Source organism: Phytobacter sp. SCO41 (assembly GCF_003073275.1).
Lineage (GTDB): Bacteria > Pseudomonadota > Gammaproteobacteria > Enterobacterales > Enterobacteriaceae > Phytobacter > Phytobacter diazotrophicus.
On sequence record NZ_CP027225.1, the window covers coordinates 659,497 to 671,592 of the forward strand.

Sequence of the window (12,096 nt, forward strand, 5' to 3'; positions counted from 1 at the left end):
AAATCAGGCTGCTTCTTCGGCGCATCCATAACGGTAGGCGCGTAATACATCTTGTATTTTGTCATTGATAAGATTCTGCGGCGTCGCGACGATCTCGTTATGCAATAGACGTTCAAACTGAACGGGCAAGTACTGGCTGATTAGCCCCAGCGGTAGCGGGATGGCACTCAGGTTGGCGATAAGTTTCTCTACGCCCTGGCGGATGCGTGGATGTGGCCAATAGTAGCGAATGCGATCAGACAGGCTGAAATGGATGTCCACCATCGCCTGGCTCCATGTCGGGTGATAATACTTTTTCCAGTAGCCCGGCTCGTTGAGCATCACCTCGTCAATCACCTCCAGCACACGACTGCGGTTTTCCGGGATAACCAGCTCGTTTTCCATTTGCGCCAGAGCAAAAATGGCTTCGCGCAGGGCGAAGGTGAGGGCAGGGCCAACTTTCAGGATGGCAAAGTGATCGCGTACCAGCGCACGGTAAGCCTGGCGGGACTGATAGTCTGTCGAATGAGCTTCGTACACCATTGGTGTCTGGCGAATCCAGGCGGAGAGTGCTTCGGCTTCGTGAGGTTGATAGTGAATAATCTGGGTGTGATCAAACTCGACGCCCGGTTGCACGACAATGCCGATAACTCGGCTCATCGCTTCATCCAGCCCAAGCGCATGGAAGGCAGCCCGGTGGGTTTCAAGCGTGCTGGCGGCATCTTCTACTCGGGTCACGTGAACCGTATCAATGCTGCTTGCTTCGCCGCCAGGAACCGGGACTTCGGTCCCAATCACATAGGTCAGCGATTTTTTCAGCTCATCGCTGGCAGTTTCTTCTGCGGCCTTGCACAAACGTGCGGCACGCTCGGCGACGACCTTCGGATCCAAAGGAACGGGATCGTCTGCGCAGGACATTGACGCATCAAGATGGATCTTCGTGAAACCTGCAGCGACATAGGCCTTAATAAGGTCGACGGATTTTTCCATTGCCGTTTCTGCGGTTTCGTTCTGCCAACAGTTGGGCCCGAGATGGTCGCCGCCTAAAATTAACCGCTCCAGTGGGAACCCCACCTCTTTTGCAATCGTAAAAACAAAATCCCGAAAATCTGCCGGTCTCATCCCGGTATAGCCGCCAAACTGATTCACCTGGTTCGATGTCGCTTCAATCAGCACTTTGTTATCGCTATGAGCATCAAAGCGAAGCGCAGCTTCTATAACCATCGGGTGCGCTGAACAGACTGAGCAGATGCCGAGGTGCTCCCCTGCCTTATGGCGGGCAATAATATCTTTCACTATATCCTCCGGGTTATTTCTGAATTCTTTCAATAATTAGTTAACTGCTTTCACAATTTTCCTTCGCAGCCGCAGTCGGCGATAACTTTCCGTACCACCTCTTTCATGGCAACCTTTGCTGGCACCATGTAATGCCGCGGATCGCTGGCGTCCGGATGTGAAGCCAGATATGACTTGAGCGCGCCCGAGAAGGCGATTTTCAGCTCTGTCGCGACGTTGACCTTACAAATGCCAAGGCTAATGGCCCGGCGGATATCATCGGCAGACAAACCTGAGGCGCCGTGCAGCACCAACGGTACATTTACGCGCTGGCGAATCTCTTCAAGGCGGTCAAAATCGAGTTTGGGTTCAGCGGTATACAGGCCATGAGCGGTTCCGATAGCAACAGCCAGCGAGTCGATTCCCGTCTGACGTACGAATTCAAATGCTTGTTCGGGGTTGGTATAAAGGGCGTCCTTACCCTCCACGACCAGATCGTCCTCTTGTCCACCCAGACGGCCCAGTTCCGCTTCAACACTGACGTCATAGCGGTGGCAGTAATCAGTGACTTTTTTCACCAGTTCAATATTTGTGGCGAAAGGATGATGGGAGCCGTCGATCATAACGGAACGCACGCCGCTGAGGACTTTGCTTTGTATATCAGCAAGTTGTCCATGATGATCGAGATGTATGGCCAGTGGTTGATTAAAGGTTTTTGCCAGATCGCCAGCGATGGCGACGATGTTGCCTGTTCCGGCATAACTGAATGTACCCGGCGTGCCCGCAACAATCAGGGGAGAACGCAGCTCTGCGGCGGTCTCTACTACTACCTGTAACGTTTCAAGATTGTGGATATTGAATGCCGGGACGGCGTAGCCTTCTTGCTGCGCTTTGTTAAGCATCGCTTTCGTCGAAATGATGTACATCCTGCCTCCGAAACCTTTCGTTTGTTTTCTTCGAAAGAAGATATAGGGTTTCGTAACGTTTTTTTGTGAGTTAAGTCAGAAAAATGAAAGATACGAAAGCGAAAGGAGGTTTTCGAAAGTTAAGGGCGGCAAAAAAGCAAAAAAAAAAGCATGGCCGAAGCCATGCTAAACGATGAGGTTTATTGATGAATCAAGTCACCGGAGCCGGGTTAAAGACAGCCAGTTGGTTGTGCAGGCCCCATTGATCAGAAAAGGTTTTCTTACGACCGCTTGCGACATCAAGGATAAAGTGGAACAGCTTCCAGCCCACCTCCTCGATAGTCTCTTCGCCCGTTGCGATAGTCCCTGCGTTGATATCCATCAGGTCATACCAACGATTGGCCAGTTCAGTGCGGGTTGCCATCTTGATAACCGGCACCGCCATCAGACCGTACGGCGTACCACGACCAGTGGTAAAGACCTGCACGGTGATACCCGACGCAACCTGCTGCGTGCCGCAGACAAAGTCACTGGCCGGCGTTGCCGCGTAAATCAGACCACGTTTGGTCGGACGCTGGCCCGGAGAAAGCACTTCGGAGATGGCGCTCTTACCTGATTTCGCGATCGAGCCCAGCGCTTTTTCCACCACGTTTGCCAGACCGCCTTTCTTGTTACCCGGCGACGGGTTAGCGCTACGGTCAGTTTGCCCCATGTCCAGGTAGTTATCGTACCAGGCCATCTCTTCCAGCAGGCGTTTGCCCACTTCTTCATTGATTGCACGCGGCGTAAGCAGATGGATAGCATCACGCACTTCGGTCACTTCGGAGAACATGACCGTGCCACCGCAACGTATAAGCAGGTCAGAGGCGTAACCGACAGCCGGGTTTGCGGTCACGCCGGAGAAGGCGTCACTACCACCACACTGCATGCCGACAACCAGTTCAGAAGCCGGGCAGGTTTCGCGCTGGCGCTGGTTGAGTTTTTCCAGATGACGAACCGCAACTTGCAAAATATCGTCAACCATGGATTTGAAACCGACATGATGTTCATCCTGCAGACGGACAATACTGGCATCGTCTACCGGAATCGCTTTCACATCTTCTGTACCCTTAAGCAGGCGTTCAGGCTGCAGTTTTTCACAGCCCAGGCCGATGACCATCACTTCACCGCCAAAGTTCGGGTTCAGCGCGATGTTGTGAATAGTGCGGATAGGCACAACGGCTGCCGGTGCGTTAATCGCCACGCCACAACCGTACAGATGGTTCAGACCGACCACGCCATCCACATTCGGATATTTCGGCAGCAGGTCGCGTTCAATAATTTTCACCACATAGTCGACCACACCCGCCACACAATGCACGCTGGTGGTGATGCCAAGGAGATTCTTGGTACCGACGCTGCCATCTGCGTTGCGATAGCCTTCGAAGGTGTAACCCTCCAGCGGCGGCAACGGCTCGGGCACTTTAGTCGCCAGTGGCAGTGTGTTCAACGGCGGCGCTTTCGGTAATTCAACGGTGGATTCGTCAATCCAGCTTCCGCGTGCAATATCACGCACCGCATAACCGATAACTTCACCGTAACGGATAATTTCCCCATGATGAGGAATATCTACCAGCGCAACTTTATGACCTTGCGGGATATGTTCGATTAATTCGAGACCATCCGGAAAACGGGTACCCGCTTTTAATCCATTGTCATTAACGATGATAGCGACATTATCGGTGTCGTGTACTTTAATATAAAACGCCGTAGGCGACTGCTGTCTAATTTCAATGTCGGCCATTATCAAGTAATCTCCAGCTAACGATACGATGCATTACTCAAAAAAAGAAAGGGAGGATATTCTGTAATTATCAGAAGTTAAAACCTCGTTTGATGAAATAAGAATGTCAGGAGTCTCAATATTAAAATGTGATCTAAATCACTTATTTTCGTGATTACCCGTCCTGTAAGGATGTGAATTACCAGATCTGTGCATCAGCGCCCAGCCATGTGTGCATATGCTCAAAATAATCTTAATGGTTCATATTAAAATTGAGCAAACCACCAGTGCGTGGCTGGCTGGCGGTGATTATACTGTGCGGTAATAAAATACAAACATGCTATTACCTGATATTACTTTTCGTGAGTTTCTTTTTATATATCGGGTAAATTACATATCAAGAAAATTATATCTTTAAATTAAGCTGCACCAGGGGAAACCATATGTCTGTGCAAAGTTCAGTTGAGGTAAAAAGGGGAATACCAACTCGCTATTTAATTCTGCTCATTATATTTATTGTTACAGCAGTTAACTATGCGGACCGCGCCACGCTCTCTATTGCGGGGACCGATGTCGCGAAAGAGTTGCACCTTGACTCGGTATCGATGGGTTACATTTTTTCTGCGTTTGGCTGGGCGTATCTGCTGATGCAGATCCCAGGTGGCTGGTTACTTGACCGCTATGGCTCGAAAAAAGTGTACACCTGGAGCCTGTTCTTCTGGTCGCTCTTTACCTTCTTGCAAGGCTTTGTCGACGTATTCCCGCTCGCATGGGCCGGGGTCTCGATGTTTATCATGCGCTTTATGCTGGGCTTCTCGGAAGCGCCTTCTTTCCCGGCAAACGCCCGTATTGTGGCGGCCTGGTTCCCGGCAAAAGAGCGCGGTACCGCTTCGGCGATCTTTAACGCGGCGCAGTATTTTTCACTCGCACTATTTTCTCCGTTGCTGGGTTGGCTGACCTTCGCGTGGGGCTGGGAACATGTTTTCACCGTGATGGGCGTGATTGGTTTTGTGCTGACGGCGGCCTGGGTTAAATACATTCATAACCCAACTGACCATCCACGTATGACTCGCGAAGAGCTGGATTACATTTCTGCTAACGGCGCGGTGGTTGATATGGACCACAAAAAAACCGACAGCGATAAGCAATCTGGCCCGAAACTGGATTACATCAAGCAACTGTTATCCAGCCGTATGATGCTCGGCGTGTTCTTCGGTCAGTACTTCCTGAACACGATCACATGGTTTTTCCTGACCTGGTTCCCGATTTACCTGGTGCAGGATAAAGGCATGTCAATTTTGAAAGTGGGTTTTGTCGCGTCCATTCCGGCCCTGTGTGGTTTTGGGGGCGGTGTGCTGGGCGGTCTGTTCTCTGACTACCTGATTAAACGTGGTTGTACTTTGACCATGGCGCGTAAATTCCCCATCGTAGTCGGGATGTTGTTGGCTTCCAGCATCATTCTGTGTAACTACACCGACAACACTCTGCTGGTTATCGCGTTGATGGCACTGGCATTCTTCGGTAAAGGTTTCGGCGCGTTGGGCTGGCCGGTTATCTCCGATATCGCACCGAAAGAAATTGTCGGTCTGTGCGGCGGCGTGTTTAACGTGTTCGGTAATGTGGCATCGATTGTGACCCCGCTGGTAATTGGGTACATGGTCAAAGAGTTGCATTCGTTCAACGGGGCGCTGATTTTTGTCGGATGCTCGGCCCTGATGATGATGGTGTGCTACCTGTTTGTGGTAGGCGACATCAAACGTATGGAATTGAAAAAGTAAGCAACGGCTTAAAAAATTAAGGTGCAAAAGATGAGTAACGATATCTTCCCGAACAAATTTAAAGCTGCGCTGGCGGCAAATCAGGTTCAGATCGGTTGTTGGTCGGCGCTGGGTAGTCATATCAGCACTGAGGTTCTGGGCCTGGCAGGGTTTGACTGGCTGCTGTTGGACGGTGAACACGCCCCGAATGACGTGCTCTCTTTTGTACCGCAGTTGATGGCGCTGAAAGGCAGCGTCAGCGCACCGGTGGTACGTATTCCGACGAACGATCCGGTTGTGATCAAGCGTCTGCTGGATATCGGTTTCTATAACTTCCTCGTCCCGTTTGTTGAAACGGCAGAAGAAGCGGCAAACGCCGTGGCGGCAACCCGTTATCCGCCTGAAGGTATCCGCGGCGTGTCCGTGTCTCACCGCGCCAATATGTTTGGCACCGTACCGGATTACTTCGCGCAGTCGAACAAAAACATCACCATCATCGTGCAGATCGAAAGCCAGGAAGGCGTGGATAACCTCGACGCTATCCTCAAAACCGACGGCGTTGACGGTGTATTCGTCGGTCCGAGCGACCTGGCGGCAACCCTGGGTTATATCGGCAATGCTGCGCACCCGGAAGTACAGCGCACCATCCAGCATATTTTTGCGCGTGCAAAAGCACATGGTAAACCGAGCGGTATCCTGGCGCCTGTTGAGGCAGATGCCCGCCGCTATCTGGAATGGGGTGCGACCATCGTTGCTGTTGGCAGCGACCTGGGGGTGTTCCGTGCGGGTACGCAGAAACTGGCTGATGCCTTTAAAAAATAACCAAACCACCACTGAATAAAGAGAGAGACGCAATTATGACGATGAAAGTTGGTTTCATTGGCCTGGGCATCATGGGTAAACCAATGAGTAAAAACCTCATTAAAGCAGGTTACTCACTGGTGGTCTCCGACCGCAATAGCGATGTGGTCGCAGAACTGATCGCCGCTGGCGCAGAAGCCGCAAGCAGCGCTAAAGCCATCGCAGAGCAGTGTGATGTGATCATCACCATGCTGCCAAACTCCCCGCACGTAAAAGAAGTTGCGCTGGGCGAAGGCGGCATCATTGAAGGCGCTAAACCAGGTACTGTTCTGATCGATATGAGCTCCATCGCTCCGCTGGCCAGCCGTGAAATCAGCGAAGGTCTGAAAGCAAAAGGCATCGAGATGCTGGACGCGCCGGTAAGCGGCGGTGAACCGAAAGCGATCGACGGTACCCTGTCCGTAATGGTTGGCGGTGACAAAGCGCTGTTCGACAAATACTACGATCTGCTGAAAGCCATGGCCGGTTCCGTTGTTCATACCGGCGATATTGGCGCGGGTAACGTGACCAAACTGGCTAACCAGGTCATCGTAGCGCTGAACATTGCTGCAATGTCTGAAGCGCTGTCTCTGGCAACGAAAGCGGGTGTGAATCCTGAGCTGGTATTCCAGGCAATCCGCGGCGGTCTGGCTGGCAGCACCGTGCTGGAAGCAAAAGCACCGATGGTACTCAACCGCAACTTTAAACCGGGTTTCCGTATCGACCTGCATATCAAAGATCTCTCCAACGCACTCGATACCTCTCATGGTGTAGGTGCGCAGTTGCCGCTGACTGCCGCAGTCATGGAAATGATGCAGGCATTGCGTGCTGATGGTCACGGTAGCGACGACCACAGCGCTCTCGCGTGCTACTACGAAAAACTGGCGAAAGTAGAAATCTCTCGCTAATAAGAAGGGTGCGGGAGCGCACCCTGAATTTCTTAAGCATCAACACCTTGCAGGTCGAAAATCGCGGTGACGTGAATGGCCTGTGAGGTGAAATGAATGCCTTGCGCGGCAATGTCAGGCTAATCAACTATGAAAATCGTAATCGCCCCAGACTCTTATAAAGAAAGCCTTTCTGCTACCGAAGTAGCGCAGGCGATAGAAAAAGGATTTCGGGAAATTTTCCCGAATGCTCAATACGTTTCAGTTCCGGTCGCAGATGGCGGTGAGGGAACGGTTGAAGCCATGATTGCCGCGACAAAAGGTTCTGTGCACAGCGCATGCGTCACCGGCCCTTTAGGTGAAAATGTCGATGCGCGTTGGGGGATGTCCGGCGACGGTAAAACAGCCTTTATAGAAATGGCCGCCGCCAGCGGTCTGGCACTTGTGCCCCCTGAATTACGAAACCCTCTGATCACCACTTCACGCGGCACCGGGGAACTTATTTTGCACGCGCTGGATCATGGGGCGAAAAACATTATTATCGGCATCGGCGGTAGCGCAACGAACGACGGCGGAGCGGGTATGGTACAGGCGCTTGGCGCGAAGCTGTGCGATGCCAATGGTACCGACATCGGCAACGGCGGCGGTAGCCTGATAAGCCTGAATGCTATTGATGTTTCCGGGCTCGATCCGCGTCTTGAAGGCTGCACCATTCGTGTTGCCTGTGATGTGACAAACCCGCTGACCGGCGAAAAAGGCGCATCGCGTATCTTTGGGCCGCAAAAAGGCGCGACGGAAGCGCTGATCGTTGAGCTGGACCGTAATCTTGCCCATTACGCCGATGTGATTAAAAAATCGCTGCATATTGATGTGAAAAATGTGCCAGGAGCCGGTGCGGCGGGTGGGATGGGCGCCGCGTTGATGGCATTCCTCGGCGCGGAGCTGCGTAGCGGTATCGAAATCGTAACCCAGGCCTTGAATCTGGAAGAACATATTCATGATTGTACCCTGGTGGTCACCGGCGAAGGCCGTATCGACAGCCAGAGTATCCACGGTAAAGTGCCGGTGGGCGTGGCGAACGTGGCAAAAAAATACCACAAGCCAGTTATCGGTATTGCCGGAAGCCTGACGCGTGATGTTGGCATTGTGCATCAGTATGGTATTGACGCGGTATTCAGCGTTCTGACCAGCATTGGTACGCTGGAAGAGGCGTTCCGTGGTGCGTTTGACAATATTTATCATGCATCCCGCAACATTGCGGCCACCTTACAGGTTGGCATGTCTGCTGAGGGGTGACATCGGCGCGCAAACCCTCTATACTGCGCGCCGAAGCTGACCAGACAGTCGCCGCTTCGTCGTTGTCCTCCTTCGGGGGAGACAGGCGAAGGGGAGGAAAGTCCGGGCTCCATAGGGCAGGGTGCCAGGTAACGCCTGGGGGGTGTAACAGCCTACGACCAGTGCAACAGAGAGCAAACCGCCGATGGCCCGCGCAAGTGGGATCAGGTAAGGGTGAAAGGGTGCGGTAAGAGCGCACCGCGCGGCTGGTAACAGTTCGCGGCACGGTAAACTCCACCCGGAGCAAGGCCAAATAGGGGTTCATAAGGTACGGCCCGTACTGAACCCGGGTAGGCTGCTTGAGCCAGTGAGCGATTGCTGGCCTAGATGAATGACTGTCCACGACAGAACCCGGCTTATCGGTCAGTTTCGATCTTTTCAGGTAAAAACCCGCTTCGGCGGGTTTTTGCTTTTCTGTGGTTTCAAATTTCTGCACGATCTTCCCTCTGGCTCCAGTGGGGCGAGGGGAAGCCTGAACATTCCCCGGTGGCGCTGCGTTTACCGGGACGACGGTCTCGCCATACTCCTATTTCCGGTAGCTATCCGCGTCTCGCCGTTACATTTTCCGCTGACAATGCTCTACTGAGTACCGGAACATACTCACAGGACGCATCTGACATGCGCTCACACCCAATACGGAAAATCATCGAAGCCTGCGACAAGGCGATACCAGCAAAAGATTACGATACCCTGATGACGTTTTACGCGGACGATGCCGCGCTGGTCATAAAGCCGGGAATGATTGCCAAAGGAAAAGACAATATTCGCAACGCTTTTATGGCCATCGCTGACTATTTCCAGGGGAATCTGGTGGTAGAACAAGGGGAGATGCAGGTCATTGAAGGCGCCGATAACGCGCTGGTCATCATGGAAACCCTGCTGCGTTACCCGGACGGCAAAGGCGGCACTGTTAAGACAATCCGTCGTGCGACATATGTTTTTCGCCACACTGCTTCGCAGGGCTGGTTATGCACTATCGATAATTCTTACGGCACCGATTTGCTGGATAGCGCGTTGCCGTCAGGCTAATTTTTCCGCAAGCCCCACAAAAAAAGCCCCGGTTTTTATACCAGGGCTTTTGTTACGCTGCTTCGTCTTCTTGCGCCAGCCGCTGCTCTGCATCGGCGACGATAGCTTCCAGTTCGGTCAACATATCGTCGTAATCAAAAGATTGCGGCGATGCTTCCGGTGTCGTTTGCTCTGTAGAAATGGGTTTTGACGTTCTGTTTTGAACACTCTTTTTTTTCACCTTGGTACTCCGTAAAACTCTTGCGCTTACACGGGTAAATCTATCAGTAAAGCGCGCAACGGCGTATCGGCGACTAACGTTATGTTAGCCTCATCACGAATAAACGCACCGTCACCACAGGTGAGCGCTTCCCGCGATTCGCACGGCATGACGGCGTGTACTGTACCGTGAATCGACTGCAAATAGGCGCGAGGCCCATGCAGTTGAAACGTCAGCTCTTCACCTTTTTCCAGTTCGATATGGTGCAACCAGACCTGCTGGCGTAATTGCAGGCTGTCCTGGCTTCCGTCTGGGGATGCCAGCAACTGGCGAGCCTGATCGGCAATCATCACTTTCTGCACCGTCGGATTTTCCCGTTCCGGGCAGGCATCCAGCCACAACTGCATACGCGTCAGCGGCTTGTCTTTGCTCAGATTATGTTCGCTATAGCTAATACCCGGCTGAGTCGCAATGAGCAACGCTTCGCCCGTTTTCGCCTGAATATGGTTACCTTCGCTGTCGCGATACTCGGCTTCGCCTTCCAGAATCAGGTTCAGAATATCGACTTTCGGGTAGGTACGCGGCTGGAATGAGGCACCGGGTGCCAGTACTTCCTGGTTCAGTACGCGCAGGGAGGCGTAGCCCAAAAGTTTCGGGTCAAAGTAATGTCCAAAGGAAAAGGTGTAGCGGGCCTGCAGCCAGCCGAAGTCCGCTTGTCCACATTGTTTGGCTGTTCTGGTAGTAATCATAATTCTTGACCTCTCTTTACACTAAAACAATGGTAAAGGTATGGACGCTGCATTGTTAGCCAGATATTCTGCCCGGTATGTTCAAATTTCCTGAATGAGAACAAAAATGGCGAAAGATAGGGCACTTACGCTGGAAGCGTTACGCGTCATGGACGCAATTGACCGTCGCGGTAGCTTTGCCGCCGCGGCAGATGAACTGGGGCGGGTACCCTCTGCGCTCAGCTATACAATGCAGAAACTGGAAGAAGAGCTGGACGTTGTTCTGTTTGACCGCTCTGGCCATAGAACGAAGTTTACCAACGTTGGTCGCATGCTGCTGGAACGTGGCCGTGTTTTGCTCGAAGCGGCTGACAAACTCACTACCGATGCCGAAGCGCTGGCGCGCGGTTGGGAAACGCACCTGACGCTGGTTACCGAAGCACTGGTGCCGACGCCCGAGCTTTTCCCGCTTGTCGATAAACTGGCGGCAAAAGCCAACACGCAACTCTCGATCATTACCGAGGTGCTGGCAGGCGCCTGGGAGCGGCTGGAGCAGGGGCGTGCGGATATCGTGATCGCGCCGGATATGCATTTCCGCTCTTCGTCGGAAATCAACTCTCGCAAGCTGTACAAGGTACTGAACGTTTATGTCGCGGCACCAGACCATCCGATTCACCACGAACCGGAGCCGTTGTCTGAGGTGACTCGCGTGAAATATCGCGGCGTGGCGGTTGCGGATACCGCGCGCGAGCGCCCGGTGCTGACGGTGCAGTTGCTGGACAAACAGCCGCGTCTGACGGTCAGTACCATTGAGGATAAACGTCAGGCTTTACTGGCGGGGTTGGGTGTGGCGACGATGCCTTATCCGTTGGTTGAGCAGGACATTGCAGAAGGGCGTTTGCGCGTCGTCAGTCCTGAATATACCAGCGAAGTCGACATCATCATGGCCTGGCGGCGCGACAGCATGGGCGAAGCGAAAGCCTGGTGTCTGCGCGAAATACCGAAACTCTTCTCCGGAAAATAATTCCCCCGGCCCCTTAAGGAAACGCTTTTGGCTCAGGGCCGAAGCGATTTTCTTCGGGGGTACCGTGCTGGCTCCAGAAGGCCAGCAGCATCAACCAACCCAGGACAGGAACACACCACAACCACAGCCATTTGGCGGTGCGATCGGTATCGTGCAACCGGCGGGACTGAACGGCAAGGGAAGGCAGGAAAACCAGCAGGGCGTAGATCAGGCTTAACAGGCCAATGCCACCCGTGCGCCAGCCTAAAATTTCATCCACCACGACAAGTACGCCAAAGAGAATGAGGTTGACCAGCATAAACATCCAGAACTCCCGGCGATGCGCACGGCCATGAAAGAGGACGTAGTTGCTCAGCACTTTGAAATACCAATCCAT

General features: G+C 52.8%; 12 protein-coding genes and 1 other RNA gene. 7 read left to right on the forward strand and 6 right to left on the reverse strand.

Going from position 1 to position 12,096, the window contains the following annotated elements:
* Positions 1-3 precede the first annotated feature (3 nt).
* The 3 genes from gatZ to garD form a co-directional block, all read right to left on the reverse strand.
* On the reverse strand, positions 4-1,275 hold the full coding sequence (gene gatZ / locus C5523_RS03295; protein WP_039077504.1) for a tagatose-bisphosphate aldolase subunit GatZ: 1,272 nt from the start codon (positions 1,273-1,275) through the stop codon (positions 4-6).
* Positions 1,276-1,325: 50 nt separating this feature from the next.
* Positions 1,326-2,180, reverse strand: a complete 855-nt coding sequence (locus tag C5523_RS03300; RefSeq protein WP_108700576.1) for a tagatose bisphosphate family class II aldolase — start codon at positions 2,178-2,180, stop codon at positions 1,326-1,328.
* A 190-nt stretch (positions 2,181-2,370) separates the two neighbouring features.
* Complete coding sequence (garD, locus tag C5523_RS03305) at positions 2,371-3,942, reverse strand: galactarate dehydratase (protein ID WP_039077506.1); 1,572 nt, start codon at positions 3,940-3,942, stop codon at positions 2,371-2,373.
* Between the two features lie 422 nt (positions 3,943-4,364).
* On the opposite strand from garD, the gene C5523_RS03310 reads away from it, so the two are divergent.
* From C5523_RS03310 to C5523_RS03335, 6 genes are all read left to right on the forward strand, one after another.
* Positions 4,365-5,699, forward strand: a complete 1,335-nt coding sequence (locus C5523_RS03310) for an MFS transporter (protein ID WP_108700577.1) — start codon at positions 4,365-4,367, stop codon at positions 5,697-5,699.
* A gap of 30 nt (positions 5,700-5,729) precedes the next feature.
* A complete protein-coding gene (garL, locus tag C5523_RS03315; RefSeq protein ID WP_039077508.1) occupies positions 5,730-6,500 on the forward strand; it encodes a 2-dehydro-3-deoxyglucarate aldolase in 771 nt (256 codons plus the stop codon).
* A 35-nt stretch (positions 6,501-6,535) separates the two neighbouring features.
* The gene (garR, locus tag C5523_RS03320; RefSeq protein WP_039077509.1) at positions 6,536-7,426 is read left to right on the forward strand and encodes a 2-hydroxy-3-oxopropionate reductase; all 891 of its coding nucleotides are present in this window, start codon (positions 6,536-6,538) and stop codon (positions 7,424-7,426) included.
* A 129-nt stretch (positions 7,427-7,555) separates the two neighbouring features.
* Complete coding sequence (gene garK / locus C5523_RS03325; RefSeq protein ID WP_039077510.1) at positions 7,556-8,701, forward strand: glycerate 2-kinase; 1,146 nt, start codon at positions 7,556-7,558, stop codon at positions 8,699-8,701.
* Positions 8,702-8,733: 32 nt separating this feature from the next.
* Positions 8,734-9,115: RNase P RNA component class A (gene rnpB / locus C5523_RS03330), an RNA gene on the forward strand.
* A 243-nt stretch (positions 9,116-9,358) separates the two neighbouring features.
* On the forward strand, positions 9,359-9,769 hold the full coding sequence (locus tag C5523_RS03335; protein WP_108700578.1) for an SgcJ/EcaC family oxidoreductase: 411 nt from the start codon (positions 9,359-9,361) through the stop codon (positions 9,767-9,769).
* 52 nt (positions 9,770-9,821) lie between these two features.
* On the opposite strand, the gene C5523_RS27365 is transcribed toward C5523_RS03335, so the two are convergent.
* Together C5523_RS27365 and C5523_RS03340 are read right to left on the reverse strand one after the other, a co-directional pair.
* A complete protein-coding gene (locus tag C5523_RS27365) occupies positions 9,822-9,989 on the reverse strand; it encodes a hypothetical protein (RefSeq protein ID WP_165157949.1) in 168 nt (55 codons plus the stop codon).
* Positions 9,990-10,015: 26 nt separating this feature from the next.
* On the reverse strand, positions 10,016-10,717 hold the full coding sequence (locus tag C5523_RS03340; RefSeq protein ID WP_039077512.1) for a pirin family protein: 702 nt from the start codon (positions 10,715-10,717) through the stop codon (positions 10,016-10,018).
* Positions 10,718-10,823: 106 nt separating this feature from the next.
* On the opposite strand from C5523_RS03340, the gene yhaJ reads away from it, so the two are divergent.
* Complete coding sequence (yhaJ, locus tag C5523_RS03345) at positions 10,824-11,720, forward strand: DNA-binding transcriptional regulator YhaJ (protein ID WP_039077513.1); 897 nt, start codon at positions 10,824-10,826, stop codon at positions 11,718-11,720.
* Between the two features lie 13 nt (positions 11,721-11,733).
* Here yhaJ and C5523_RS03350 read toward each other — a convergent pair whose 3' ends face one another.
* Entirely contained in the window at positions 11,734-12,096 is a 363-nt protein-coding gene (locus C5523_RS03350) for a DUF805 domain-containing protein (RefSeq protein WP_039077514.1), read from the reverse strand.

Bases quoted from the DNA above. Each gene is read 5' to 3' on its own strand.
- C5523_RS03300 (WP_108700576.1), bottom strand. From the start codon at position 2,180: ATGTACATCATTTCGACGAAAGCGATGCTTAACAAAGCGCAGCAAGAA.
- garD (WP_039077506.1), bottom strand. From the start codon at position 3,942: ATGGCCGACATTGAAATTAGACAGCAGTCGCCTACGGCGTTTTATATT.
- C5523_RS03310 (WP_108700577.1), top strand. From the start codon at position 4,365: ATGTCTGTGCAAAGTTCAGTTGAGGTAAAAAGGGGAATACCAACTCGC.
- garL (WP_039077508.1), top strand. From the start codon at position 5,730: ATGAGTAACGATATCTTCCCGAACAAATTTAAAGCTGCGCTGGCGGCA.
- garR (WP_039077509.1), top strand. From the start codon at position 6,536: ATGACGATGAAAGTTGGTTTCATTGGCCTGGGCATCATGGGTAAACCA.
- garK (WP_039077510.1), top strand. From the start codon at position 7,556: ATGAAAATCGTAATCGCCCCAGACTCTTATAAAGAAAGCCTTTCTGCT.
- C5523_RS03335 (WP_108700578.1), top strand. From the start codon at position 9,359: ATGCGCTCACACCCAATACGGAAAATCATCGAAGCCTGCGACAAGGCG.
- C5523_RS03340 (WP_039077512.1), bottom strand. From the start codon at position 10,717: ATGATTACTACCAGAACAGCCAAACAATGTGGACAAGCGGACTTCGGC.
- yhaJ (WP_039077513.1), top strand. From the start codon at position 10,824: ATGGCGAAAGATAGGGCACTTACGCTGGAAGCGTTACGCGTCATGGAC.
- C5523_RS03350 (WP_039077514.1), bottom strand. From the start codon at position 12,096: ATGGATTGGTATTTCAAAGTGCTGAGCAACTACGTCCTCTTTCATGGC.